19 protein-coding genes and 3 tRNA genes are annotated in these 26,593 nt (G+C 41.6%); 4 read left to right on the top strand and 18 right to left on the bottom strand.

The features are described from left to right. The 4 genes from hslU to AS219_RS00635 all read right to left on the bottom strand — a co-directional run bounded on the left by hslU (position 1) and on the right by AS219_RS00635 (position 4,573). Complete coding sequence (gene hslU / locus AS219_RS00650; protein ID WP_067978683.1) at positions 1 to 1,419, bottom strand: ATP-dependent protease ATPase subunit HslU; 1,419 nt, start codon at positions 1,417 to 1,419, stop codon at positions 1 to 3. An 18-nt stretch (positions 1,420 to 1,437) separates the two neighbouring features. After that, positions 1,438 to 2,004 carry an ATP-dependent protease subunit HslV gene (gene hslV, locus AS219_RS00645; RefSeq protein ID WP_067978680.1) on the bottom strand — a complete coding sequence of 189 codons (567 nt, stop codon included), beginning with the start codon at positions 2,002 to 2,004 and terminating at the stop codon, positions 1,438 to 1,440. A 45-nt stretch (positions 2,005 to 2,049) separates the two neighbouring features. After that, the gene (locus AS219_RS00640) at positions 2,050 to 3,321 is read right to left on the bottom strand and encodes a M16 family metallopeptidase (RefSeq protein WP_067978677.1); all 1,272 of its coding nucleotides are present in this window, start codon (positions 3,319 to 3,321) and stop codon (positions 2,050 to 2,052) included. 346 nt (positions 3,322 to 3,667) lie between these two features. Beyond that, positions 3,668 to 4,573, bottom strand: coding sequence for an AEC family transporter (locus AS219_RS00635; protein WP_067980414.1), 906 nt, complete (start codon positions 4,571 to 4,573; stop codon positions 3,668 to 3,670). A gap of 94 nt (positions 4,574 to 4,667) precedes the next feature. Here AS219_RS00635 and icd point away from each other — a divergent pair, with 94 nt between their 5' ends. Then, on the top strand, positions 4,668 to 6,083 hold the full coding sequence (gene icd, locus AS219_RS00630) for an isocitrate dehydrogenase (protein ID WP_067978674.1): 1,416 nt from the start codon (positions 4,668 to 4,670) through the stop codon (positions 6,081 to 6,083). A gap of 155 nt (positions 6,084 to 6,238) precedes the next feature. Here icd and AS219_RS00625 read toward each other — a convergent pair. After that, positions 6,239 to 6,311, bottom strand: a tRNA-Phe gene (locus AS219_RS00625). An 89-nt stretch (positions 6,312 to 6,400) separates the two neighbouring features. Next, positions 6,401 to 7,519, bottom strand: a complete 1,119-nt coding sequence (gene dnaN, locus AS219_RS00620) for a DNA polymerase III subunit beta (protein WP_067978671.1) — start codon at positions 7,517 to 7,519, stop codon at positions 6,401 to 6,403. A gap of 130 nt (positions 7,520 to 7,649) precedes the next feature. On the opposite strand from dnaN, the gene AS219_RS00615 reads away from it, so the two are divergent. Beyond that, entirely contained in the window at positions 7,650 to 8,888 is a 1,239-nt protein-coding gene (locus AS219_RS00615; RefSeq protein ID WP_231861803.1) for a Smr/MutS family protein, read from the top strand. A 25-nt stretch (positions 8,889 to 8,913) separates the two neighbouring features. Here the strand turns inward: AS219_RS00615 and AS219_RS00610 are convergent. The 7 genes from AS219_RS00610 to AS219_RS00580 all read right to left on the bottom strand — a co-directional run bounded on the left by AS219_RS00610 (position 8,914) and on the right by AS219_RS00580 (position 17,110). Further along, positions 8,914 to 8,985: transfer RNA gene (locus AS219_RS00610), tRNA-Gln, on the bottom strand. Positions 8,986 to 9,097: 112 nt separating this feature from the next. Continuing rightward, the gene (dnaE, locus tag AS219_RS00605) at positions 9,098 to 12,325 is read right to left on the bottom strand and encodes a DNA polymerase III subunit alpha (protein ID WP_067978665.1); all 3,228 of its coding nucleotides are present in this window, start codon (positions 12,323 to 12,325) and stop codon (positions 9,098 to 9,100) included. An 11-nt stretch (positions 12,326 to 12,336) separates the two neighbouring features. After that, positions 12,337 to 13,767: a Do family serine endopeptidase gene (locus AS219_RS00600; protein ID WP_231861802.1), complete on the bottom strand. Its 1,431-nt coding sequence runs from the start codon at positions 13,765 to 13,767 to the stop codon at positions 12,337 to 12,339. Then, the gene (hflC, locus tag AS219_RS00595) at positions 13,748 to 14,608 is read right to left on the bottom strand and encodes a protease modulator HflC (protein WP_067978662.1); all 861 of its coding nucleotides are present in this window, start codon (positions 14,606 to 14,608) and stop codon (positions 13,748 to 13,750) included. The genes AS219_RS00600 and hflC overlap by 20 nt, the downstream gene beginning before the upstream one ends. After that, positions 14,605 to 15,648: an FtsH protease activity modulator HflK gene (gene hflK / locus AS219_RS00590; protein WP_067978659.1), complete on the bottom strand. Its 1,044-nt coding sequence runs from the start codon at positions 15,646 to 15,648 to the stop codon at positions 14,605 to 14,607. The genes hflC and hflK overlap by 4 nt, the downstream gene beginning before the upstream one ends. A 117-nt stretch (positions 15,649 to 15,765) precedes the next feature. Further along, complete coding sequence (thyX, locus tag AS219_RS00585; RefSeq protein ID WP_067978656.1) at positions 15,766 to 16,641, bottom strand: FAD-dependent thymidylate synthase; 876 nt, start codon at positions 16,639 to 16,641, stop codon at positions 15,766 to 15,768. Between the two features lie 79 nt (positions 16,642 to 16,720). After that, positions 16,721 to 17,110, bottom strand: coding sequence for a TraR/DksA family transcriptional regulator (locus tag AS219_RS00580; RefSeq protein ID WP_067978653.1), 390 nt, complete (start codon positions 17,108 to 17,110; stop codon positions 16,721 to 16,723). A gap of 96 nt (positions 17,111 to 17,206) precedes the next feature. On the opposite strand from AS219_RS00580, the gene AS219_RS03980 reads away from it, so the two are divergent. Beyond that, positions 17,207 to 17,818, top strand: a complete 612-nt coding sequence (locus AS219_RS03980) for a heme exporter protein CcmB (protein WP_082784573.1) — start codon at positions 17,207 to 17,209, stop codon at positions 17,816 to 17,818. Between the two features lie 78 nt (positions 17,819 to 17,896). On the opposite strand, the gene AS219_RS00570 is transcribed toward AS219_RS03980, so the two are convergent. Together AS219_RS00570 and AS219_RS00565 are read right to left on the bottom strand one after the other, a co-directional pair. Beyond that, positions 17,897 to 17,984 (bottom strand) — tRNA-Leu (locus AS219_RS00570). A 122-nt stretch (positions 17,985 to 18,106) separates the two neighbouring features. Further along, positions 18,107 to 19,651, bottom strand: a complete 1,545-nt coding sequence (locus tag AS219_RS00565) for an SLC13 family permease (protein WP_231861801.1) — start codon at positions 19,649 to 19,651, stop codon at positions 18,107 to 18,109. A 334-nt stretch (positions 19,652 to 19,985) separates the two neighbouring features. On the opposite strand from AS219_RS00565, the gene alaS reads away from it, so the two are divergent. Then, a complete protein-coding gene (alaS, locus tag AS219_RS00560; protein WP_067978645.1) occupies positions 19,986 to 22,532 on the top strand; it encodes an alanine--tRNA ligase in 2,547 nt (848 codons plus the stop codon). A 214-nt stretch (positions 22,533 to 22,746) separates the two neighbouring features. On the opposite strand, the gene AS219_RS00555 is transcribed toward alaS, so the two are convergent. The 3 genes from AS219_RS00555 to AS219_RS00545 all read right to left on the bottom strand — a co-directional run bounded on the left by AS219_RS00555 (position 22,747) and on the right by AS219_RS00545 (position 26,582). Further along, entirely contained in the window at positions 22,747 to 24,063 is a 1,317-nt protein-coding gene (locus tag AS219_RS00555) for a dihydroorotase (RefSeq protein WP_067978642.1), read from the bottom strand. A 66-nt stretch (positions 24,064 to 24,129) separates the two neighbouring features. Beyond that, positions 24,130 to 25,467, bottom strand: coding sequence for an alanine/glycine:cation symporter family protein (locus AS219_RS00550; protein ID WP_231861800.1), 1,338 nt, complete (start codon positions 25,465 to 25,467; stop codon positions 24,130 to 24,132). A 77-nt stretch (positions 25,468 to 25,544) separates the two neighbouring features. Then, positions 25,545 to 26,582, bottom strand: coding sequence for an efflux RND transporter periplasmic adaptor subunit (locus tag AS219_RS00545; protein ID WP_067978639.1), 1,038 nt, complete (start codon positions 26,580 to 26,582; stop codon positions 25,545 to 25,547). Positions 26,583 to 26,593 lie beyond the last annotated feature (11 nt).

The following is a 26,593-nucleotide window of genomic DNA, read 5'->3' as shown; positions in this document are numbered from 1 at the left end:
TTACAGAATAAACTTCGACAAATCCAACTTCTTGATGATAGTTTGCAGATGTTTATCTACATACTCACGGTCAATTGAAAAAGTTTTTCCTACATTATCATTGGCCTCAAAGTTAATTTCTTCAAGCAGTGTCTCCATTATTGTATGGAGGCGCCTTGCACCGATATTTTCAACTTCATTATTAACGGTTATTGCAGCTTCAGCGATCGCACGCACACCATCTTTTGTAAATTCAAGAGAAACACCTTCTGTCTCCAACAATGCACAGTACTGCTTTAACAGGCTAGACTCAGTTTCGGTGAGGATACGGATCATATCTTCCACGTCAAGCGAGTCAAGTTCTACTCTTATCGGCAAACGTCCCTGTAATTCTGGTAGTAAGTCCGACGGTTTAGCAAAGTGAAACGCCCCAGAACCGACGAAAAGAATATGATCTGTTTTCACAACACCATACTTTGTCACTACTGTGGTTCCCTCTAGAAGGGGTAATAAATCCCTCTGAACACCTTCTCTATTCACCTCACCTCTAACCTCTGTTCGAGCACAGATTTTATCTATCTCATCAATAAAAACCATACCCCTATTTGTCACTAGGTCTAGTGCTTCTTTGATTATCGCGTCTTCATCAAAAAGATCCTCGACCTCTGCATCTGCGAGGATTTTTCTAGCATCTTTGATTTTGACCCTTTTTCTTTTGAACTTCTTACTCGCACCAAAGACCTTACTCATCATGTCCCCGATGTTCATCATACCAATCTGCGTGCCCGGCATACCTGGAACATCCATTGTAGGAAAAACATTTTGGGGAACCTCACGAACATTTATTTCGATTTCCGCATCATCTAATTTCCCTTCATCGAGCTTCTTCTCAAAAATAGCTCTTGCATCATGTCTTTCATCCCCATCGCTAGGAAGATCCTCATCTTCAGCATCTTTTTTACCAACCAGTGCATCAAGGATCTTCTCCTTGGCAGATTCTTCGGCTCCCTTCAAAAACTGCTTCCTCTTCTGATCTTTGACCTGCGCAACAGCACTATCAACAAGATCCCGAATTATTGATTCGACATCTCGACCAACATAGCCGACCTCAGTGAACTTCGTTGCCTCAACCTTAATAAACGGTGCTCCTGAAAGTTTCGCCACGCGTCTAGCAATTTCTGTTTTTCCAACACCAGTTGGCCCTATCATAAGTATATTTTTTGGAATGATCTCATCATGAAGTGGCTTTGGAACATTATTTCTCCTCCAGCGATTTCTTATTGCAATCGCAATTTTTTTCTTGGCCAACTTCTGTCCAACAACAAATCTGTCCAGATAACTTACAAGCGCCTTTGGAGCGGCAGAATAAGCATCTTCTAAGATATGTTCGGGATCCTGTCCAACTACAGCTGAATACTTAAAGACTCTCTCTGTACCCATATAATACTCTCACTAACTTCAACTACACTCTTTTGAAGTACAATCAATGACTTCAACCGTAAAATTCTCATTTGTAAAAACACAGATCTTAGCAGCTATTTTCATAGCTGCCTCAGCAATCTGAAAAGCATCAAGATCACTGGCGTGGGCTACAAGCGCTTTAGCAGCAGCGAGAGCATAGTTGCCCCCAGATCCAATTGCAGCAACACTATCCTCAGGTTCTATCACATCACCAGCACCATTCAGAATGAACGTACCCCTAGCATCAGCCACAATCATCATCGCCTCTAATCGACGAAGAAATTTGTCTGTACGCCAATCCTTCGCAAGCTCCACGCACGCACGCAAAAGTTGACCTGGATGGGCTTCTAATTTTGACTCTAGCCGCTCAAATAACGTGAATGCATCCGCAGTTGATCCGGCAAATCCTGATATTATCTTTCCACCAGAAAGACGCTTCACCTTCTGCGCAGTCGATTTTACAACGACTGCGTTTCCCATAGTCACTTGTCCATCACCTATCATGACGACCTTATCATCCTTTCTAATCGAAAGAATAGTAGTCCCATGGAACTCAGTACTCATTTTATATCTCCAAAAGCTAAACTAAATTGGTCATACAAACGAATGCTACAGTGCCTCTGCTAACACTCTACATTCATCCAACATACCTTTTGCACCAATTAATGCAAGGCTCAAGCGCTTATCCTGCAACATAAACTCTGCAATCGAGGCAACATCGTCGACCCCAATAGTATCAATGACCTCGATTAGCTCAGCTCCATCCGTGTATCTACCAAAATAATGAATTGACCTACCTATATGGGATGCACGAGATTCATTACTTTCCAGACTCATTAAAATCGATGACTTAATTTGCTGTTTCGCTCTTTCCACTTCCTCAGTTGTGAGAGTATTCTGAAGCTTAGACAGCTCACCAAGGACTACTGTAACCAGCTCTTTTAGTCTCTTTGGATCCGTAGAAGAGTAAATACCCATGATTGCCGAAGTCTCACTTGGTGCATGAAAAGCAGTTATAGAATATGCTAGACCACGTTTTTCTCGCACTTCCTGAAATAATCTAGACGACATGCTACCACCCAAGAGTATAGCAAGAACCTTAGCGGAATATATCTGAGAGATGCTGTGTGAATAAGAAACACACGGCAATCCTAGAATGAGGTGAGTTTGCTCCAATTTACGCTCTTCTCTGTACTCAGCAGGAACATACTGTGCTGGAGACCTATCCGCAGCACGTACACCTACTGACTTTATACATCCGAAGTACTTCTCTGCTAGTGAGATGAACCTCTCGGAATCCACTTTACCGGATGCAATAAGCATCATATTCTCAGAATAATAGTGTTGAGATATGAAAGAGGTAATATCATCTCTTGTAAAGCGTCTAACGTTCTCCCTAGAACCAAGAATAGGTCTCCCGTAGGCTTGATTCGGGTATATACTCTCAAAAAAACGGTCGAAAATAATGTCGTCGGGTGCGTCCTCAGTTTGAGAAATCTCCTCCAGGACAACCATCTTTTCGCGTTCGAGTTCTTCTTTTGGGAAGATCGAATTGTTGAGCACATCAGAAAGGATCTCCATCCCTTTATCCAAGTGTTCTTCCAACAGCTTCACATAGTAGACTGTGTAACCTCTACTGGTACACGCATTGAAATAACCTCCAAGCCGATCAAAATCCGCTGCTATTTGTTCTGCACTTCGTGTACTTGTACCCTTGAAGATCATATGTTCAAGAAAGTGCGCCAACCCATTATTTTCTTGAGTCTCACACTCACTCCCGGCTCTAACCCAAATCTTTATTGAAATAGAATAATGCCCCGGTATACTATCCACAAAGACGGGTAGATTGTTTCCAAGGCGTCTTTGGATTAGGCGCTGCACTTCTTCTGGTGGAAAGATCTAGGGGTCGATTCTAGCACCTAGAGTGCGGGAAATCAACTTGAGAACGAACGCATTCTCGGCGGAAAAAAGGCACGACGCACCCAGATCCGTTTGTTACATTCCACAAGTAAAGAATTGTTTCGTAGTGGATGATTTAAAATTCATATCTTACCCACTTTTCAGCACTGAGTGGTAACTGTTTCTTACCCTGGCTCTCTTGCAACCATCCAATGATACAGGTCACATTTTTTTGATTACAGATGACTAATCGAAATTTAAAACTTTCTCAAACTGGCAAATCAGAATTTTGTGTACATCACCAAAATAGGAAATCACTTTATGAAATTTAAAAAAAGAACTTCACCACCAAAGGAATGTACACCATGCCTGTAAGCGTACTTATGAGGACAACAACTGCAATCTTCTCCGCTGGATAATTGAAAACACAACCTAATAGCATGGTACTCACAGAAATTGGTACCACAGAAAGAATCAACATAGCATTGTACACTTTGTCGTTATCAAAAATGTGCAAGAAAGAGGCATCAAGATAGACAAGACTAAGCATTAGAACCGGCCAAAGAAAGTACTTTACAAACATCGTGATTCCAATGCACTTCCAGTCCACTTCGAACTTTTTTATAGTTCCCAGACCAAGACCAATGGTACTCATACCAAGTGTCACATAGGTACTTCGTAGATTCGCAAAAAATGGATCCAAAAATTCAGGAAAGTGTAAACACAAAAGCTTCATGGAAAATGCTACCACTATTCCGTGTAGCGGAGGCAGGCTTAGCGTCTTTTTTATACAGTACATTGGAGAAAAGGCTCCTTTAGATGCAATATAGAAACCATATGTATTCTCAAAAAGGATGATTCCACTGTATGCAAGTATATATATCCCGACAGTTTCGGCATCAACTATCATAAGTGCTACGGGGAGACCAAATTGGCCCGTGTTGAAGCTACCTGAACTAAATGCAATTATGTTTCTGAGACTGTCATTATAAAAAAGCTTGGTGGCCGTATATACAAGCCAGCACATGAAACAACTCGTTAAAAAAACAATGACAGGGAGAAGTAATAGTTTCTGCATATTGTCCACACCGAGTAACCCGCTTAAGATAACTAGCGGTGAGAGCAGATATAAAAGAAGAGTTGCGATGGTATTGCGATCAGTATTGAGCGTTCTTCCGGCAATGTAGCCCAACAGTATCATTAGATAAAGGGGGAATATCTTCCCCAAGACCACAAGAAACACCGGATTTTGCTAACAAGACAACTCTCCACTATAATAACGGCAGTTTTTTGTAAAATAAAAGAAGTACAGTATACGGAAGGATAATATGCCTAAGTTGACGGTAGCCTATGGCGACGGAGTCGGACCGGAAATAATGACATCAGTGCTCGAAATTATTTTTGAGGCTGGTGCAGAAATACAGATTGATACAGTCGAAATTGGACAGAAGATTTATGAAAAAGGCTGGCCTTCTGGGATTTCTGACTCCGGATGGGAAACCCTGAAGAGGAATAAAGTGCTCCTAAAAGCACCGATAACAACTCCTCGTGGCGGAGGTGTAAGAAGTCTAAACGTAACACTCAGAAAAAAGCTGGGGCTATTCGCAAATGTTAGGCCTTGTGCCTCGTACCTAGAATGGCAAAACCCTAAAATGGATATTGTCATTATCCGAGAAAATGAGGAAGACCTCTACTCAGGGATAGAATATAGACAGACCCTTGATACATACAACTGCACTAAGGTTATTACAGAAAGTGCGTCTGAACGGATTTGCAGATATGCTTTTGAGTACGCGCGCAATAACGGTAGGAAGAAAGTCACTGTAATGGTGAAAGATAATATCATGAAACTGACTGATGGAATCTTCCACAAACTGTTTAAGAAGGTCGCGCTTGAGTATCCAGATATTGAAAGTGAAAACTACATTATAGACATTGGCACAGCAAGGATAGCAAAAAATCCTGAAAAATTTGATGTAATCGTGACCCTTAACCTATATGGAGATATTATTTCGGACGTTGCGGCAGAAATGTCAGGCTCAGTTGGTCTTGGAGGTAGCATCAACATAGGAGAAGAGTACGCAATGTTCGAGGCTGTGCATGGTTCTGCACCTGATATAGCAGGCCAAGACATTGCAAATCCCTCCGGTCTTCTGAATGCTGCAATGTACATGCTTAGCTACGTGGGACAAAAAGAAATTGCACAGAAGATTTATTCTGCGTGGTTGAAGACACTAAAATCAGGTGTACATACCGCAGATATTTATGATCCTTTGCATAGCAAGCTCAAGGTTGGCACTAGAAAATTCACAGAACACATAATTAACAACATCGACAGAAAAAGTCTGGTAGCTTTCTCATGTCATAGCCTAGTTAAAGGTACACTCCTCAAACCTCAATATCAGAGCAAAAAAGAAAAGCTTCTAATCGGAGTAGATCTCTTTATAAGTTGGGATAGCACAAATTTAGCATCACTTTTGGCTGCTTTAAAAAAAATAAAAGTGGACGATGCAATCATCCTGGGTAGCATAAGCGTCAAAGGCGTCTTGATTTGGCCAGAAGAAACCGCAGTCATGCCGTATAGTGACACTCTTTGTTGCAGATTTTTGGCAGAACCCAACAAGAGTCTAGCAACGACAGTTATCTATGCCCTAATGAACGAACTAGAAAATTCAACGATAGAGGTCACTAGAATGGAGAAACTCTACTCTTTTGGGGATGAAGCAGGGTTCTCAAATGTCTAGGTAGACACTGATACCTCAAATCTGTAACAGAACTTATTGAGAACTTCAGCTCCGGAAAGGAAGGTATTAGGCACTTCAACCCAATATGACGAGATCGAAAACCTACAATACAAAGCAGATTACATGGAGTTTAAACCAAGAAATACTGCATCGCGTGGCCCGAACCGGACTCGAACCAGTGACACAAGGATTTTCAGTCCTTTGCTCTACCAACTGAGCTACCGGGCCAACAGGAGAATTCTAATCTTTAGGGTTAGCTTTGTAAACATGCTTCTTGATAAGAAGAACAAGGGGTACAAAGCCCAATACAAAAATATCTAGAAAGCCATTGGCATAACAATATACAAAGCACTCTCATCACCCTGAAACAAAACCTGAGAAGTTGCATTGTTAAACTTCATTATCACCTCTTTATTATCCAGAGCCGAGAGTATATCCAGGAGGTAGGCATGATTGAAATAAATACTGAGCTCTTCGTTCACTTCTTCATTTAATTCCAATAATTCTCGCCCAAAACTCGCATCAGAATTACTCGCATCAAGGTAAAGCTGCTTGCCCTTAATGCTAATACTAATCGCACGACTTTGATCAGGCGAAACAAGGCCAACTCTTTCTATACTGGTCGCTAAACCCTTTCTATCAAATGTTAGAGAAGACTTGAAACTCTGCGGAATGACAGCAGCGAAATTTGGGAATGTACCAGCTATCAACTTCGAATTTAAACGAATACCCCCGAAAACCATCCTTATCCTACTGACATACTCCTTCCCATGAAGAAAGAGGTCAACTTCCTTACTCGAAGAAAGCTTAATCATCTCTGACACAGTTTTCTTCGGAATTATGCAAGAAAACTTGAGACCTGTCTTTTTTGTAAGTGTGGCTACTGCAAGCCTGTGTACATCAGTTGCAGCAACGGTTATTTTTTCACCATCTGATTCAAAATATACACCGTTCAGATGTTGCCTTGTAGACTCAGTGGAAGTGGCAAACCGCACTTTATTGAAGAGACTCCTTATTTCATCCCCTGCAAAGCTAATTTGTCCCCTTTTTTCCTCTTCACTTATCAATGGGAAATGTTTTGCATCTAAATATGGTAATGAGAACTCTATCCTTTTGCTGCGAACAACTAAATTATTCTTTTCAATCGAGAAAATAATCCCAACATCGGTTGGCAGACGCCTGACTATCTCGTACAACTTGAATGCATCTACTGAGATTACTGCATCAATTGCACCTTCAATTCCCTGTAACGAATCTGTGAGTGAAAGCTCATTATCAGTTGTGGTGAACTCCACCGAATTACCAGCGAAACACACCCTAACATGCGACAAATAAGCTATAGTGCTTTTCCTTGTTGATACACTAACAAGATTCGCAAGAATTCTTGTCAATGCATCTTGTTGCACAGTGATGGAAGAGTGCATGTTTTCTTTCATTCTAGCAGAGAGAAACAGCAAGGATTATAGCAACTTATCTGTATAGTGTGAACCTGAAGCTCCATATACACAGGTTGTATAGGATTAGACTAGTATGTTACTGTTCTGGTATTTCCAAGAAGCGAAGCAGATGCGTAAGAGATCCGTTTTTAGGATAGCTTTACCTTCATTCGATAGGCATAATACCAACATAATAGAGCATTCTTTTCTTTGTAATGTCCCACTCGAAGGAGACCCTCTGACAAACATCAGAAGTTTTACCCATATGGAATTGCAAGGGAAAGCATACGTTTTACCCAAACAATCACAATCTAGTGTGTGCATATTTGCAGACAGTCCAAGCACCGGTTTCCTAAAATGCAACGCGCTTGTAACGAACAGGCCTAACCTATTTCTCGTGATAAAGACAATAGACTCTATCCCTTTACTACTTTCTGATCACATAAACCGTGTTATAGGAATCGCAAATGTAGATCTCAGTAGTCCAAACGAATTAATACGAAATACGGTTCTCAAGATGTTGGAGTCTGGCGCTGAAATAAGACATATAAACGCTGTCCTCGGGCCATATATAGATGACAACACAAAAGACAGATTCTTCAGCGATCGTACAAACCAGGAATCCGCACAACACCATCCACCGAAATACACTACCAATTTACACGACCATTTCATAGAATTATTAGAGAAGGTGGGAATACAAAGTGTACATGGCATCAACACGTATACTCACTTGATCAGAAAAGAAATTACTTGGCACAAATCGGGTACATCCAGAGAAGATGATAGAACCTGCAACATAAGTATGATTTCTATCAGTACTACAGAAAATTCTCACATGAGTACACAGCATGAAAATCCAACAGACTGGGACAGCTTTATAAGGAGCGTCACTAAGGTTTCAGACAAATTTGCCCACCCATATTGTCATAACCTAACAAAACCTCCGAGAGGTCCCACACCAAATACAAAAGACAAAGTCGTGACATACAATAAACCAAGTAACTCGAACACAAGTGGGCTTGATTTCGCTAAGAATGCAGATCCTGATTTTTTGCGAAAAATCAAACGCGGAAAGATTAATATAGACAAGACACTAGACCTGCATGGTGAAACCGTGGAAAGCGCCTATCAGAAAACTATCGAATTCATTTTAGAAAATTACGTGAGTGGTTTTCGTTATCTCCTAATCATTGTTGGAAAAGGAAGGACTGGCGATGCAGTTATCAAGACAAGTCTTGTGTCATGGTTAGAAAACAATGCCGAGACCCGAGGTCTGATTAAATTCGTAGCAGAGGCACTACCACATCATGGGGGTGAAGGAGCGTACTACGTATTTCTTAGAAGGAAAAGACCCTTCGATGAGTAGAAACGTAAAACAATAATCCTGAAAGCTGGGATGGCAGGATTCGAACCTGCGCGTCACGATACCAAAAACCGTTGCCTTACCGCTTGGCTACATCCCAAGAACGTCGTAGAGTGTAACACACTTAGACGAAGTATTAAATTGCTACGGCATCAACAATTTCAAGCACACTACAAACAAGGACGAATAATCTCACAGTACTCGCACGATACTCATCCGTTAATGGAGCGCACTCTGTGCTTGAGAATCTGCACACCCTCAATCAATGCAAGCTTTTCAATGGCAAGCTCAAAATCATGCCCCAAAACAATCCTCGTGTACTGTGAATCATTACGCACAACAAGTGTAACCTCACATTTACCACCACGCCTTAGAGCGTCCTTCAATGCGGTAACCTGTTCTTTGCGGTTTACGAGAATTGCAAATCTTCTCTTATAATCCGCAAAGATAAATTCGTGTAATTCAGCCACATTACTACATACATAGCCGTTATCACTCTTTAAGAGGGTCAGCACGACCTTTACACCAACTACAAAAAGCTCACGTCTGGAGTCAATGACTTCAGACTCGTAAAACACGACAGTGTATATATCGCTTACTGTCGAAACATGCATCACAGCAAACTTTCTATTGCCCCTCGACCTTATTCTCAATTCAGTTATCACACCAGCAATCTGATTCGGTGAAAGCTTTAAAAACTTTTGATATGGAGAAAGAGGGTGATCATAAAGAAAAAAGCCAAGCGCATCAAATTCACACTGTGTTTTTTCAAAAAAATTCCACGGCGCAAACACTTTTTCTGGTTTAACAACAGAGATATCAAATAATGCCATCTGTGCACTATTATCCTCTTTTCCCACTAATTCGTTCATACAAGAATAAAGTCTACTCCTCTCAGGAGAGAGTACATCCAGAGAACCCGACTTTATAAGACTTTCAACAGCTTTTCTATGAACTATTTTTCCATCCAAGCATCTTTGAAGTTCCGCAATTGTTTGGAATGGGCTTCCTTTTTGTATTGCTGAAGCTGCAGCTTCTCCAACATTCTTCAAAGCTGCGAGCGAGTACCTTATTGCATTACCCTCAATAGAGAAGAAAATTTTTGACTTATTTATATCTGGTGGCAAAATTGTGATACCACAGTTTTTTGCATCTTGTATTAGAATTGCAAGCTTGTCCGTATGGTGCAGTTCGAGATTAAGGGCAGCCGTGGTAAACTCAATTGGAAAGTTAGCCTTGAGAAAGGCCGTTTGGTATGAGATGAGTGCATATGCAGCGGCATGTGACTTATTAAAACCATAGCCAGCAAACTTTTCTACCATCTCGAAGATTTCTCGAGCTTTTTCCGCATCAATACCGTTACGTTTTGCACCCTCGACAAATTTCTCGGTTTGCTCTGACATTTCCGCACGTATCTTCTTACCCATAACACGCCGGAGTATATCTGCTTCAGCGAGTGTATACCCAGCAAGAAGCCGAACCATTTCCATTACCTGCTCTTGATAGATAACAACACCAAAAGTTTCTTTTAATGAAGATTCAAGTAGTGGATGTGGATATTTAACTGTTTCTTTTCCGTGTTTCCTTGCTATGTACGTTGGAATGTTCGCCATAGGACCAGGCCTGTTAAGCGAGATCAGGGCAATTATGTCTTCAAAACAGTCTGGATGCAGGCGTTTTAGCGTTTCACACATGTACGCATTATCCAGCTGAAACACACCTATCGCATTTCCCGCTGAAAGAAGCTCATACGTCCTTTTATCGTCAAGAGGAATAGAATCCATATCGAAATTAGGATCTTTTAGTCGTACTAATGAGCATGCCTGATTGATTACTGTTAATGTTTTCAAACCTAGAAAATCAAACTTTATGAGTCCTGCTTTTTCAACATATTTCATCGAATACTGAGTAACCGGAATTTCTGATTCCTTATCATGGTAAATAGGCAGATAATCCTCTATTGGAGTATCACTAATAACTATTCCAGCAGCGTGAGTCGATGCATGTCTTAGTGTTCCTTCCAGCTTAAGAGCAAGATCAAGCAACTTTGCTATCGATTCATCATTTTCACTTTCTTTTTGAAGATCTTTGTCGAGATTTATTGCCTCCTGCAAAGAAATCGGATTGGCTGGATTATTGGGAATCATTTTACAGATCCTATCTACTCGCCCATAAGGCAGCTGAAGGACCCTTCCAACATCTCGCAATGCAGCCCTGGGCTGGAGAGTACCAAAGGTCATTATTTGAGCAACGTGACCATATTTTTTCCTCACGTACTCTATCACAAGATGGCGTCTTTCCTGGCAAAAGTCCACATCAAAATCCGGCATTGATACACGAACCGGATTCAGGAACCTTTCAAAAAAAAGAGCAAATTTCAGTGGATCTAAACCAGTAATACCAAGACACCATGCAACTATTGATCCGACTCCAGATCCTCTTCCAGGACCAACAACAATATCATTGGCCTTACTCCAACGTATGAAATCAGCCACTATCAAAAAGTAGCCAGAATAATTCATGTCAATGATAATACCAAGCTCATACTCGAGCCTATCAAAATAATTTTGTGGAACATCATCCCCCATCCTTCTTTGCAAACCAGCATAGCTGAGACGCCTCAACTCATCGTTTTCGTTTATTTCGCATTCAAACTTTGGCAGAATAGGACTCCTCACTTCTGGCATGAAGCTACAACGACGCGCTATCAAAACAGTGTTGTGCAACGCTTCCTTCAAATCAGAGAAAAGTGCAAACATTTCTTCTGCACTTTTAAAATACGATTCTGGAGAGTAATGTACGCGGTTTATATCACTGACATATGTAAGACCACCGATGCATGTCAATACGTCATGTGCCTCCCTGAAATCCCTATTCGGAAAAAGAACATCGTTTGTCGCAACAAAAGGAATATTACACTCATATCCAAGTTGAATAAGTTTTTCCTCTGCAGATTGATTGCCCAGACGTTGTATTTCAATAAAAAGGTCCTTGTCGAAGACTTGCTTTATATCGGATACCAGAGTTTCCGCGTTAATCGAATAACTATTGATAGCATCAAGAAAGAACTCTCCTAACAGCAGAATTAGACCCTTGCTATAGGTAAAAACCTCATTTAACGCAACTCTTCTAGAAGAAACTACCCTAGAGAGCTTAATCATATTGTGAAAGCCCTCTTCGTTTTTTGCGATCAGGAGTACACGTGAGTCAACATGATTGTGTGAAATTGCAAGATCAATTCCAATAATCGGCTGAATACCAGAGCTCTTAGCATACTCAGCAAACTCAAGCGCACCTGCCATTGTATCAATGTCAGTGAGCGCAACGGCTGGCATGCCAGCAGCACGCGCTAGATCAACAATTTTTCTAGGTTTGGTAACTGCCCGTAAGAGCGAATAATCGCTTCGTACTCTAAGATGTACGAATGTCTGCCGCCGCATTAGAGGTGGAACTAGTCATCTAAGCTTACAGCAGCAAAAACCGTTTGCTTCCCGCGATTTATCAGCATTAGGAGGGACCTCTGCCCCTTTTTCTTTGCTTCGTCTATATGCTGTTTAAATTCTTGGACAGTCGAAATCTGTCTATTGGTACCAACCCCGACAATTATATCTCCGGCCTTAAGAAAACTCTCCTTATCTGGATCGACAGCCAAGACAACTACACCTTCAATGCTTGCACCAAGTCCAAACGAATTCCGAATCGTATCGGTCAGATTGGAGACCACCAATCCTATGACCTCCAACTGCGAGGCCCCATCATCGTCTGTATATCTTTGTGGTGTTTTCTCAATCTTTATTTTCAAAGATACCGTCTCCTTACTTTTAAGGGCATCCCTAACTACAGATAGTACTATCGTATCACCTATCTTGCGCCCAGAAACTTCCCTTACTAATTTCCTCGAACCACTAATTTTCTCCCCGTTTACCGCCGTAATGACATCACCGACCCTCATCCCAGCTTTGTATGCAGGTCCGTCTTTTTCAATACTCGCGACCAGGACACCAGATAAGTCTCCACCAAGCGAATCTTTTGTTTCATTTGTGATTTCCTGTATAACAATTCCTATCCACCCACGCTGGATTTGCTTACCCTTAGCCAGAGCTTCTATAACTGGTTTGGCAACATTCGAGGGCACGGCAAAACCAATTCCTGCGCTTCCACCATTAGAGTACACAGCAGCTGTATTTACACCAATTACTTCACCCTCTGCATTACAAAGCGGTCCTCCCGAATTACCAGAATTAAGCACAACATCTGTCTGGATAAAATCGCTGTTCTGCGACAAACCGATTTCTCTACTAATAGCCGAGACAATTCCTGCACTGACAGAACCCCCCAAACCAAAAGGATTACCAACTGCTATCACCCAGTCCCCGGGTCTCATCTTAGATGAGTCGCCAAAACGCAAATATGGTAGGCCCTTTACTCCAGAAATTTTTAGCGCGGCAAGGTCGGTCTTTTTGTCATACCCAATCACTGTGGCCTCATACTGTTGGCACGCTTCACTACACTGACTCAAAACAACCTTGATTTTGTCGGCGTTCGCAATAACGTGATAATTCGTAACTATAAGCCCATCATCAGAAATCAAAAAACCAGAACCTAAGGATGTACCATATTTCTTACCTGGATTCTTGTTACGAAAAAATGGCTTGAGGCGCTCACAAAACTCAGAAAACTCTTCCAAAATAGCCGGGTTACCACACAGACCCTGGTTATCCATCCTCAACCTGTATTCGCTAGAAATGTTCACAACTGCAGGAGCAAGCCTTGAGACAACATCGGAAAAACCCTCAGCTGGCACAGTTCCAGAAGCCAAAGAAGAGCTCAAAAGCACCACTAAGAGAAATATCTTATAAAACCTATTTTTTCTCACTAACATCCTTTAATGTAGACAAAAACTTATCATTTGAGTTGATAATAAACTTTGTATTACCCCGATCAAAAGCCTTCCTGTACGCAATGATCGTCCTGTAAAACTTGTAGAAATCTTGATCAACCGCATATGCCTTCGCATATAGTCTGGCAGCCTCAGCATCACCTTCACCTTTGATCGATTGCGCCTTCGCATATGCTTCAGTGAGGATAACTTTCTTCTCTCTGTCAGCATTGGCGATTATTTTCTGCGCTTCCTGGTAACCCTGTGCCCTTATTTCACGTGCTTCTTTTTCACGTTCTGTTTGCATTCTTTTAAAGATCGCACCACTGTTTTCTTCTGGAAGGTCGGTCCTCTTTATACGCACATCTACCACAGCGACCCCAAAGTCTGAGGCAACATTTCCTGAATGCAACTTTATTTTGCTCATTACATCTGCCCTCTCCTCAGTCAGAATGCTGACAAGAGGTACCAGACCTATCTGTTCCCTCATATTTGCCTCAACCACTGGACCTAACCTACTCTCAAGATTGGCTATATTCCTAGTAGACCGATAAAATTGCACAGGATCTATGATCTTATATTTCGCGTAGTAACTAACTATTAATCTCTTTTGATCAGCGGCAATGACTTCCCTAGAATCAGATGATAGATCTTGTATCCTCGTATCCATCACTATGACTTTATTAATGAACGGGATCTTAAAATGCAAACCTGGCTCAAGGGGGCTTTCAGTTATCACCTCACCAAACTGCAAGACTATGGCACTATGCCCCTCGGGGACCACAAAGACACTAAGATTTAAGAGCAAGAAAAAGCCCAAAATAGCAGCTAAAACACCCTTCATTTGACACCACCCTTCTGTAAATCAAAGAACTTGAATATGCCGCTATCATCAGCAACGATTTTCTCGGTGTTTCTATAAACATCTTCGAGCATTTCAATTCGCATTCTCACTCTCGTTATCTCGGGGTTAATTTTATACTGGTTGTACACCTCAGTGAACCTTGTTGTGTCACCCAATGCCCGATTTATAACTTCTATCTTGTAGGCTTGCGCACCTTGTAAAGCAACTTCAGCCTCCCCACGAGCTCTAGGTAAAGCGTCGTTCCTATAAGAGTAGGCTTGGTTGATTTCTCTCTCCTTATCAGCACGAGCACTCTGCACATCACGGAAAGCATCTATTACTTTCTCAGGAGGATCAACTTTCTTCATTTGGATCGAAAGCACTTCGACGCCCATATCATATCCATCAAGGATCTCTTGCAATTGTTTTTTGGTATCTGAGGCAATTTTTGCTCTGCCTTCACCTCTTAAAATAAATGATATCTTATTTTGCCCAATTGCATCCCTCATGGCACTTTCCGCAGCACCTTTAACACTCAACCCAAAGCCATAATCCCTAACTTTATACAGAAATTTATAGGCATCCTTTATCCGCCATTGAACCTCAAAATTTGCATTGACAATATTCTCATCACCTGTGAGCATTATACCCTCACCTTCCCCCTTTTTGCCCGGAGAATAACCTATTTCGTTACGATTTATGACAGCTACTTTCACCTTATCGACATGACCAATTGGAAAAGGAAAATGATACCTGAGACCCGGGTCTGCCATCCCAGCATACTTACCGAATGTAAGCTTCACTGCCTGTTCTTCTGGGTTCACAATATAAAAGCCTGACAAAACCCAAAAGACGCCAAACAAACCAAGGAGAAAAAAGATCAACCACCAGCTGAACCTGGGCCCGCTACGACGAAAAAATCTACCACGCATAGAAAGTAAAATTCCTTCTATATCGTAGACGTTTCTATTATTTACTCTCGTTCTCCGCAGTGGCTCGTCATCAGAACCCCAAGGGTTGTCATATCTAGCTAACGCCATCCTTATATTTTCTCCCTAGACCACTACAACCAGTTAAATCTAATTGATTTTCACTCATGCTTCAAGGACAGAAAGGTTATAGCCCCACTTTGAAGAAGCCTCATAAACCTAGCCTCTCTATTTTTTTCCCGCTCCAGTGAGCATTTCAGTTACTTCAGTAAATTCGCGAGCACCAATTCCATATCTTTCCCTTTCGGAAGAAAGTGTCTCTTTGAGATTATCGCGTACATACTCGATTGCACTCCTAGAGAGGGTTTGTGCATGTTTTTCATATTCTAAAAAGGCTTCGTACGCCATCGGGACCCATGAACTTACGATTTCTTCCATTATCTCGGCGTATCTGCGAATCTCGTACTGTGCCCTTTGATGTGAGCGTAATTTCAAAAAGTGAAACAGATTATGCAAATCCACCTTCCAATACATTTCCGTGTAGGTGTTTAAAGGCATTGCAATACGCGCAATCTCACGAGCTAAGCCTTTCTCTATGAAGCGCGTGTATTCATCGTATGTAGACTTATCACTTCTTGTGAGAAAATCACGAAACTCTTGTGCAACTTCCTGCTCAAGTTCATCTCCCCTTCCCTGAGAATTGGTAGTGGACTGATAACAAATTTTGTCAATCTCCGGGATATAAAACTCTTCTTCAACGATTGAGTAGCGTGCTGAGTATTCATTAACGTTAGCCGTCCTATGCCTAATCCACTGTCTGGCAACAAAGATGGGCATTTTCACGTGAAACTTGATTTCACACATTTCGAATGGCGTAGTATGGCCATGCCGCATCAAATAGTGTATTAAACCACGATCTTGATTTACTGTTTTTGTTCCCTTTCCATAGGAAACCCGAGCGGCTTGAACAATTGCCTGATCGTTTCCCATGTAATCGACAACACGCACAAAGCCCCTATCGAGAACCTGGTAAGACTCGCCAAGCTTTTCCTCCAGACTTTCAGAGACAACCCTCTTAGTTTTATTGAGATTTTCGCTATCCACTAAATCAGACCAAATAAAAGGACATGGGGACTATTCTGCACTCATGTTCTACAGTTGTCAAAACCAGAGAACAAAAATATCACCCTTCCTCATTATTTACGCTTCCAGAGGACTTGAGAAAACGATTTTTCTTATCGAGTCTTTCTTGAACATCAACACAGTACCTGGCTGTGGGCTCAAGATCTAATCTACCAAAGCCTATCTCGTCACCTGTCTCCTCGCAGTAACCATACACGCCTTGCTCTATGCGTTCAATTGCATCGTCTATCTCGCTTAACAACAAGTTGCGCTTTTGTGTAGACATTATGATGTCGTCAGCCTCATATGAGTTTGCACACCTACTTAGCACATCTTTCACAACCTTCCCTTGATTCAACAAAGCACTTCTAAGGGTGATCAACTTTTCACGAAAGTACGCGAGCATCCTTTCTCCCATATACTCGGCAGTTTTTATATCATCAGAAGACATCGGGTAAAAGAAAAAAAGACCCACACCGGCGAAACCTTAACATCATAAACTTAAATAACTATTATGTTATACTTGCCGCCAAAGAAAGAACCATATATGTTTCGTGGTAAGTCGTCAATAGTACTATTAGCATTTTTATTGATCAACTTTTTCCAGTTACTTCTCTATAGACAAATCTTAAACTGCCAAATGGACGGCCTGGTGTTATGGGTGACCACAAACATCCTGCACTTAGTCTCGGTTAGCGGAATTTTTTCACAATATTGGACTACTGGGAGTCTCGAACAACTAGTTACGTTTACTCCAAGCATCAAGAGCTTCATAACAAAGACTGTCTTAGAATTATGGATTAGACAAGGGCTTTTGTTAACGTTCTTTGCTACAGCTTTGTTTTACCTTCTAATCACCGACAAGATGTGTATCCAAACTATAGTTTCATTTGCTGGTTCCCTTTGCTACTCAACAGCAATGCTATCCTTCACTGGTGCGCTCTGCAGTAGTTTAAGTATTCGCTCGGATCGCATCATACCGATTATTCTTGCCGCCCCAATTTCGATTCCCGGGATCATAACAGCGCTTGCACTTTTCAAATGGGATATAAACAGTCCAGGGATTTTCACAGCACTATTTTTTGTGAACGTTATCATAGTGTCATTGTTCCCACTAGTGATGGAAATCGCACTCAGAGAAACCTTGGAAAACTTATGATCCGAAGACAGAAGCACCTAACAGATACTTAACAGAGAGGATAATTGCGCAAGCAGTACGCGCAACAAGAAAGAAACGTGCGGTCGAGAAGACTTGAACTTCCAAGGCCGTTTAATTAGCCACAGCGACCTCAACGCTGCGTGTCTACCAATTCCACCACGACCGCAGAACAATCCCGAATTGTACGCCTAAAACATACAGTGTTCAATGAGTACTAACACCTTCCAGTTAGAAACAAAAGCTTCTCAGTTGCAATCTCAACCAGGAAAGCAATCACTGACCCGGTGCTCATCCAAAGTGGACGCTATGAAAGAGATCTAGCTCAGAAAAAAGGTACAAATAAGCAACGTAGCCAAACAAAACAACCACATTAAGAGGAAAACCGAACTTCAAATAATCAGAATATTTGTATTTTCCTGCTTCCATAACGATAAGATTCACCTGATATCCAAACGGTGTGGCAAAAGCACTATTGGATGCAAAGATAAGTGTCCACAATAGATACTTTGGTTCTACTCCCATCATGTAACTGAGTTTTAGCACAACAGGCGTAAAAATTAATCCCACTGCATTATTACTCATGACTTCATTTAATAAAGTCACTATAGTAAAGAGCGCACAGATTATCCCAATAACCGATAACGCACTAGTGTACCGATAAAGAAGCTGAACAAAATCTTCTAGTAAACCCGTCATTTCTAGTGAACTCCCTATAATAAGGGAGTAAATAAGCATTAGGAACAGCTTTATTTCGAGAAATCTGAAAATCTCCCTCACATCGACGGCACCTAAAATAACTAGCAGTGCAAGACCAGAAAAAGCAGTAAGAGCAAGTGGTATTTTCAAAGCTCCAGATAAAAGAACCATACCAACAAAGGTGCATATTACCTTTATGCTATTAGCATGACTCAGAATGTACGATTTGTCTTTCGTGAAAACCACTTCTCCCTTCTCATGATGAGAACTTACCGCTTTACGAACAACTATTAGCCTAGACCCAGAAACTACTTTTCCTGAAGTACGTGCTATGCCAATAGCAGATGCGTTAAAGTAACTCGCAACATCATCAGACAGCACGTCACGACCTATCAATTCAGATTTTTCCGTAACCACAATCTCGTCCAATACCAGGTTATTGCCAAATGCGTGATTATGTAAAATATTTTTTATCTCACGTGTCCCAACCGAAGAGAAAATCAATCTTCCTGACTGAGGCGAATCCAAAACAAAAAGGAATCTCCTAAAATCATCTTCTGCAGGTTTTCTTATTGGAAGTATCAATGTGAGAAAAATTACATAAATGATCCCAAAAATGCCTACGAAGAGAGCTGGTAAGAAAAATCCAAAGAACCCCAATTCAACACCAAGCTCCTCAGCTTTTGAGTAGATAAGTAGATTTGTACTGCTTCCAAGAACTGTAAGCATCCCACCAAGGGATGCAGAAAAAGCGATTGGGAGCATCATTTTGGAATTAGCAATACCTACTTGCTTGCTAAATATGGAAACAAGCGAAATAAGAAGCACCACCATAGGCGTATTGTTAACAAAGGCGCTCAGGACGTAGCACACAAGTATCAAAATTACTGGTATGAAGGTCTTATGTTTGACTTTTACTATGAGACCTGCAGCTCTGTTAACGACACTAGTGCAAGCAACTAATCTTCCCATGACGGCCAAACCAAGTATGGCAATGATGGGTGCAATCATGAGACTTTCTAAAAAAGCCAACGGTTTTGGGAGAGTAAAACTCTGATAAACTATGAGTAGCGCAATTGAAACAAACGTTATTTTCTCCGTATTAAAGCTACTAGTCACGAGTAAGTAGGTACTCACAATCAGAACAGACACTACATAAAGAGGCGCTAGATCTACTAGTAATTGATTGAGCACTGCAAACAAAAAGACATGGCTATGGATGGTCGCAGAATATTGTAAATTAAGCCTTTCTCCTAATAATAAAAATGGGAACTCTGTACAGGCAGCATTACCTTTGGGAAAGTGGACTTGATAAACAGCTCTATAGCTTCAATATTGTGCAGGAGTAACGCAAATTCTAAACGTTACAAGCGCTCTAGCCGTAAGAACTTGTAGGAAAATTGACTGTACTTTACTTTCAAGACCCGGAAACATAACATTTACGTTTGTGTCCTGTGCATTGGGCTGCTTCATGATAGACGGACTCAGAAAAAGATTTATAGATTTCTTTGTCAAAAACGGACACATAAACCTCCCTTCAGCGTCTTTAGTACCAAAAGAAGATCCTTCACTGATGTTCGTCAACGCAGGTATGGTGCCATTTAAGGAGTATTTCGCAGATGTCAGAAAGGCACCATTCTCGAGCATTGTAACAGCACAAAAATGCGTTAGGGCTGGAGGTAAACACAATGACTTGGAAAACGTCGGATTTACGAAACGGCACCACACTTTTTTTGAAATGCTGGGAAATTTTAGCTTCGGCTGCTATTTCAAGGAAAGGGCAATAGAATTGGCTTGGAAGTTCGTTACCGAAGAACTGAAATTAAGTAAGGAAAGACTATATATCACGGTCTACCACGAAGATGATGAAGCGTTCGAGATTTGGGATAAATTAACTGGTTTCGGGAAAAGAAAAATCAAGAGAATTAGCACAAGTGATAATTTCTGGCAGATGGGTGATATTGGTCCATGTGGTCCCTGCTCAGAGATCTTTTACGACCATGGAGAGCACTTATCCGGTGACATACCTGAAGATAACAAGGATCCCGGCGAAAGATACGTCGAGATATGGAACCTCGTTTTCATGCAGTACATAAGAGAACGAAGTGGGAAACTAATGCACATGGAGTGTCCGTGTATAGATACAGGAATGGGACTGGAAAGAGTGACCGCAATCCTGGAAGGTACGGATGATAACTACCAAACACAATTGTTCCAAGACATTGTAAAAGAATCACAAAAGATTACTGGCAACAAAGACAATCAGGCTGCGCATAAAGTAATTGCCGACCATTTGCGTTCTGCTAGTTTTCTTATAGCAGATGGTGTTTTACCCGGTAACACCGGGCGCGAGTATGTCCTGAGGAGGATAATACGCAGAGCAGTGCGGTACTCGCATACACTCGGCTTCGATGCAGTGTTGTTACCAAAGCTTTGCTGGGTACTCGAGAAACACATGGGAGCTTATTACCAGGAACTCACAAGAGCTAAGAATCTCATTTTGAATACATTAACACTAGAAGAGGAATCGTTTCGAAATACACTGAAGTCAGGAATGAAATTACTCGAGGAGGTTTCAAGCTCTATGAGGGAGGGCGATACCTTATCTGGGGACGTAGCATTCACACTATATGACACTCACGGATTCCCATTAGATATAACCATAGATATCTTAAAAGAGAAAAAAATTTCAGTCGACGAAGCACGTTTCACTGAAAGAATGAAAATGCAAAGACTCCTTGCTCAGGCTTCCCGTACGCAGGATATAGCTCGAATTTCAAATGATGAAGTCGAAGAAGTGTTCCTGGAACATGGAAAGACGCCATTTACTGGTTATGAAAGCTTCGCAGGCTCGGCTATCGTCTTAGCGGTAACAGAAAAAGATGCATCTAATGAACTGACAATTATACTTAACCAAACGATTTTCTACCCAGAATCAGGTGGACAAGAGAGCGATCAAGGCGTAATAGAAGGAGAAAATGCTACGCTGAAAGTAGAAAAAGTCTACAAATCTGCTGAAGGAGTTATCCTCCATGAATGCAAAATCATTGGGGGTCAAGCGGTGAGTAAAGGCGAAAAAGTAAACCTCAGGATCGACATAGATCGCAGAAACGGCCTAGCTAGGAACCACTCGGCAACACATATATTACACCATGTTTTGAGAAAAATACTCGGTGTGCATGTTTCACAACGTGGCTCGCTTGTGGCACCAAATAGGTTGCGTTTCGATTTCAGTCACAGCCAATCTATTACGGAGGAAGAGCTTTCTAAAATAGAAGACTGTGTAAATCTTATGATCTGGGATGATTATTCTGTAAAAACGGAAATCAAAAAAACTGATGACGCGATAAGAGATGGCGCCATTGGATTGTTCGGAGAAAAGTACGACGATACGGTTCGTGTTGTCTCAATAGGGGAAGCGGTGGAGCTATGTGGAGGTACACATGTCAAAAAAAGCTCAAGCATTGGATTAATAAAAATTTTATCAGCGTCATCTGTAGCTCACTGTGTACGCAGGATAGAAGCAGTAACACACATTACCGCTTTACAATACATGCGAGAAGAAAAACAAGCACAACTGCAGCAGCTTAATGAAAATCAATTAAGATTCAGAGCGATGCAAAAGAGTCATCAGAAAGAGATCACTAGCGTGTACTATTCACTGATCACAAATGCGGAAGCCCAAACAGAAAGATACGGATCAGTAGAGATAGTAGTTAAGAAGATTCAGGGTATAGCAAGAGAAACACTGTTAAATTCTGTCTCAAGAATAAGACCTAAAACAGGAATACTAATTATCTGCACAGAACTAGATAAAGTCCCCTATTTGCTCATCATACTCGATAAGGAGATTTGCAAGAACATAAGTTTCATAGATTCTACGAAAGAGATGATTTCTAAATCACAGGGAAAAGTCACCCCTTCTGTACCATATGTCATTCAGGCCACACTTCGTGAAAAAGAGGCCCTGGATCTCTGTCTAAAAAGTTTATCTAAATTGGTAGCGTCTACTTTTTAAAATCGCGCAAATTCTACCCTTTTCCGCATGGGATTTCCAAAAAGCTTCGCGTAAAACTGCCTTCGTAATCAGAATCTACTAGACAGCAATGCCAGTGAAAGCTTCTCCTGTACATTCACTCATACTGCATCCATACAAGATAATATTTAAAAAGTCCGCGAAAACCAATGCAGCATCGAGACCTCATAAGAAAACGATACCGATAGGAATTTTCTCACATATCCATATACACTGTATCTCCACCAACAATAGTACGTAAAACTTTACCCTTGGTCTTACGCCCTCCAAAAGGTGAATTCTTAGATTTACTTGCAAACTGTTTTGTATCTATCCTTACCTCTGAATCAAGATCTAGTAAAACAAGGTCCGCAGGACTTCCCACCTTTATTCTTCCAGCTTCAGAACCAATAATCTTTGCAGGATTGCACGTTAGTTTTGCAAGCAAGGAATGCAGCCCTAAAATTCCAGAGTGGTATAATTCCAGTGATAGTGGCAGTATTGTTTCCAATCCAACGATCCCAAATGCAGCCTCTTTGAGTGGGAGCTCTTTATAAACCTCATTGTGAGGTGCATGATCTGAAGCAATAACATCGATGGTACCGTCTTTAAGCGCCCCGATCATACAAAGACGATCCTCTTCTGTTCGCAGAGGAGGGTTCATTTTGGCAGCGGTGTTATATCCATCTACAGCCTCTTCGGTTAAAAGAAAGTGGTGTGGTGTTACTTCACAGGTCACTTTCATTCCTCTATCTTTTGCCGCTCTGACTATCTCAACTGTCTTCTTCGTTGAAACGTGTAACACGTGGTAATGTGCGTTAAGTTGCTCCAAAAGCAATACGTCTCTGGCTACCATGACAGATTCAGCAAGATGCGTGATTCCCGGGACATTTAACTTATGAGACATCACTCCTTCATTTATGCAGCCACCATCAGAAAGGTTTAGATCCTCTGCATGCTGTGCTACTGGCACCTTCAGAAAAGCAGCATTCAGAAAAGCCTGTCTCATGAAAAGCGAGTTCATAACCGGAAGACCATCATCTGTAAAACCGACCGCTCCTGCTTTATGCAAGGCAAACATGTCAGTGAGATCCCTCCCTCCCCTTGTAATCGATGCGTAACATAGGACGTTTACAAAACCAACTTTTTTTGCCTTATCTTGTATGTATGCCAGGGTTTCAACTGTATCAATCGGAGGATCAGTGTTAGGTTGACAAACAACTGTGGTCACACCACCAGCAGCTGCAGACTTAGTACCAGAATGTATATCCTCATTTTGCAACTGCCCTGGATCCCTTAAGTGAACGTGTATATCTATGATACCTGGTATCAGAAGATGCCCAGCACAATTTATAACTTCATCGAAGGGCTTAAGTTCAACATCACTAAGGAGAGATTCCCCAAAATCACTGATTCGTCCCTCATGAACAACAAGATCCCCAAGGATTTCTAATCCGCTTTCTGGATCAACGATTCTAGCATCAACGAAGGCAACTTTTCTGTCACTACCAGCTGGCAGGTTCCATTTTTTCATCCAAAAACAAGAAGAGAAGTCGCTCTCAGAATAGCAAACACATCTAATCTAGTAAACTCACAATTCTCAAACACTATTATTGGTTTCGTGCACGACACCTCCTGCGAGAAACACCATCCCTATTAAATTCGTCACGAGCATAACCGCAGAAGTAAAGTCAACTATCCTCCATAGAAAATACACCTCCGATAGCGCACCCAAGGGCAATACGAGAACGAAAAAAATTTTCCACAATTTGAGTGCTTTGGTACTATAATTCGTGAGATATTCAAGCGCACACTGTGCACAAAAAGACCATGTCAGTACTGTTGTAAAGGCAAAACAGAATAACACAACAATAAGTGAGTACCCCACAGCATCACTTTCAGCACCAACCTTGAAGGCCTCAAAGCACATATTGGTACTTTCAAAAGGACCCCATGCAACACCTGTTACCATAAGCACCAAGGCTGTAACAAAACAGACCAGCAACACAATAAATGGTGAAATCACACCTATCAAACCTTGCTCTATCTCCAATGGCAACTTATGACCTTCTTCCTGTTTCACGTTTGCATGAAGTATACCCTCTAGCCCAAACCCGATGTCAGAAGCAAATATTCCTCTGGAAATACCCATTTGCATTGTAGTCAAAAACTGCGCCCACGCGAATCCAACAATCCCACCTTGTATGTCTGTTCTGCTCCAAATCGACGTTAACATAAGTGAAAGTGCATTTGGGATTCTATCCGCGTGCAAAACAAGTATGTAAAGTGAGACAGCCAGATATCCGATGGCCATAAAGGGCACTATAAATGAAACTACCTGAGTAAAGACCCGAAGCCTACCAAAAGTCACAAGCGCAACTAGGACTGTGAAAACTAAACCCCCATAGATCCTCGGTATGTGGAGATAATCCATCGGCAAAGCAAGAGAGTTCACTTGAACTAAGCCACCGCCAATAGTCGCTGTACAAATCAATCCTATACAGAACAAGAGCGACAAAACTTTAGATTTAAGCCCATCTCGAAGAAAATACATAGGACCACCGATGAAGCGTGTACCTCTCTTCGTCCTGTAAACCAGACTTAAGTAACAAGTGACGTACTTGATCGAAGCAGTGAAAAGAATGATCAGAATCATCCATACAATCGAGCCGGGACCCCCAGTAGCAAGCGCAATCGCGGTACCAGAAAGATTACCAACTCCAAGATTTCCACCCAATATAGCTGAAAAAGCCGAAAAAGAGGAAATGTTTTTTCTGCAACCCTTAGCCGGAACAAAGAGACATTTCAAAGCAACCGGTAGCTTGAGAATATGTATCCACCCCATTTTGCAAGAGACCCAGAAACCCACACAAATGAGCATCGGTATGACAAGAAACTGCAGAAAATAACCCTGGAAAGTAAAAAAAACATCCAACACAAGAAAACCGTGCCCCGCCACCACTAGCAAAATTAGTAACCAAAAAATGAAGAAAAAGAAACCCAGCTTAGTTCGCTTTAAGTCCCCGGCATCCTGGAAAGCCTCCCACCAGCAACAACGACCTCTATCTGTCCCCTGGCTGCGTTCTGCTGTATCCAAAAATTCTCACCTTCTTCTTCCACTATCTCTACTCTGATAGGCTGAAGCAAACCATCTTTTAGGATCTCCATGGCAATCTTCCCATCTTTCCCTAATAAAAGCGCACTACCAGGTACTTTATAGAGGAATCTTTTATCCACAACTATCCTTGTATCGACCACCATCCCAACTGGTACACGATTTTCGCCTAATTCTTTCCGCTCAACCCCAACTTCAACAAGAAACGTCCCTGTAGGATCATTTGGAACGAGTGAAACGAACCTTGTTCTTCCCTTTATAGTACCAACTTCGGGAAGAATAACTTCAGCTTCCAGACCTTCTTTCAAATACAAAATATCTACCTCTGAGACGTTCATTCGCACAATATAGTCCCCGAACGGGATCAATTCTGCTATAAGCGTTACTCCTGGTGATACCACATCCCCAACGGCAACATTTACCTTCCCAATTATGCCTGAAACTGGGGCCTGAATTGTATGTTTTTCCATTTGTCTTTCTAACGCTTTCAAATCTGCTTCAGCCTTTTTGAGACCAACCAGCGCAGCTGAAAGCTTTACTTCGGATAAGTACCCATTCTCCTTAAGCTCTTTAGCAGCTTGGTACTCCATTTTTCTTTCTTCTAGCAGAGCTTTCAAACTTTGCAATTGAGCTTCACATACATCATTATTAAGGCGGAGCAACGTATCACCCTCTTTCAAGACCTGCCCGTCCCTAGCGAGCTTTTCTATGACCTCCCCGGGCACCTGCGAGTACAAAAGGTGACGCTGTGCAGCATCAACAGTTCCATAACCACTTACAACAATCGCACGCAATACCGGTTCGACAAGTATAGTGCGCAATGAACGCACCTCTGCACCTACTTTTTCATTCTCAGAATGAACACTGCTCCCTATGAACTTGAACGTCAGCACCAGAAGTACCAGTCCGAGCAAGACCGTCGGGAAAACGAACTTCATACCAAAAACTC

This window comes from Neorickettsia sp. 179522, from assembly GCF_001593535.1.
Lineage (GTDB): Bacteria > Pseudomonadota > Alphaproteobacteria > Rickettsiales > Anaplasmataceae > Neorickettsia > Neorickettsia findlayensis.
Note: the sequence above shows the minus strand (reverse complement) of the source record. Positions and strands in the feature narration are given on the sequence as shown.

Coding starts and splice junctions, on each gene's coding strand:
- icd (WP_067978674.1), top strand. CDS start 4,668: ATGCCTAAGTTGACGGTAGCCTATGGCGACGGAGTCGGACCGGAAATA.
- AS219_RS03980 (WP_082784573.1), top strand. CDS start 17,207: ATGTTTCGTGGTAAGTCGTCAATAGTACTATTAGCATTTTTATTGATC.
- hflC (WP_067978662.1), bottom strand. CDS start 14,608: ATGAAGGGTGTTTTAGCTGCTATTTTGGGCTTTTTCTTGCTCTTAAAT.
- hslU (WP_067978683.1), bottom strand. CDS start 1,419: ATGGGTACAGAGAGAGTCTTTAAGTATTCAGCTGTAGTTGGACAGGAT.
- dnaN (WP_067978671.1), bottom strand. CDS start 7,519: ATGAAAGAAAACATGCACTCTTCCATCACTGTGCAACAAGATGCATTG.
- AS219_RS00600 (WP_231861802.1), bottom strand. CDS start 13,767: ATGTTAGTGAGAAAAAATAGGTTTTATAAGATATTTCTCTTAGTGGTG.
- AS219_RS00555 (WP_067978642.1), bottom strand. CDS start 24,063: ATGAAAAAATGGAACCTGCCAGCTGGTAGTGACAGAAAAGTTGCCTTC.
- AS219_RS00545 (WP_067978639.1), bottom strand. CDS start 26,582: ATGAAGTTCGTTTTCCCGACGGTCTTGCTCGGACTGGTACTTCTGGTG.
- hflK (WP_067978659.1), bottom strand. CDS start 15,648: ATGGCGTTAGCTAGATATGACAACCCTTGGGGTTCTGATGACGAGCCA.
- alaS (WP_067978645.1), top strand. CDS start 19,986: ATGATAGACGGACTCAGAAAAAGATTTATAGATTTCTTTGTCAAAAAC.
- hslV (WP_067978680.1), bottom strand. CDS start 2,004: ATGAGTACTGAGTTCCATGGGACTACTATTCTTTCGATTAGAAAGGAT.
- AS219_RS00615 (WP_231861803.1), top strand. CDS start 7,650: ATGCGTAAGAGATCCGTTTTTAGGATAGCTTTACCTTCATTCGATAGG.
- AS219_RS00580 (WP_067978653.1), bottom strand. CDS start 17,110: ATGTCTTCTGATGATATAAAAACTGCCGAGTATATGGGAGAAAGGATG.
- dnaE (WP_067978665.1), bottom strand. CDS start 12,325: ATGCGGCGGCAGACATTCGTACATCTTAGAGTACGAAGCGATTATTCG.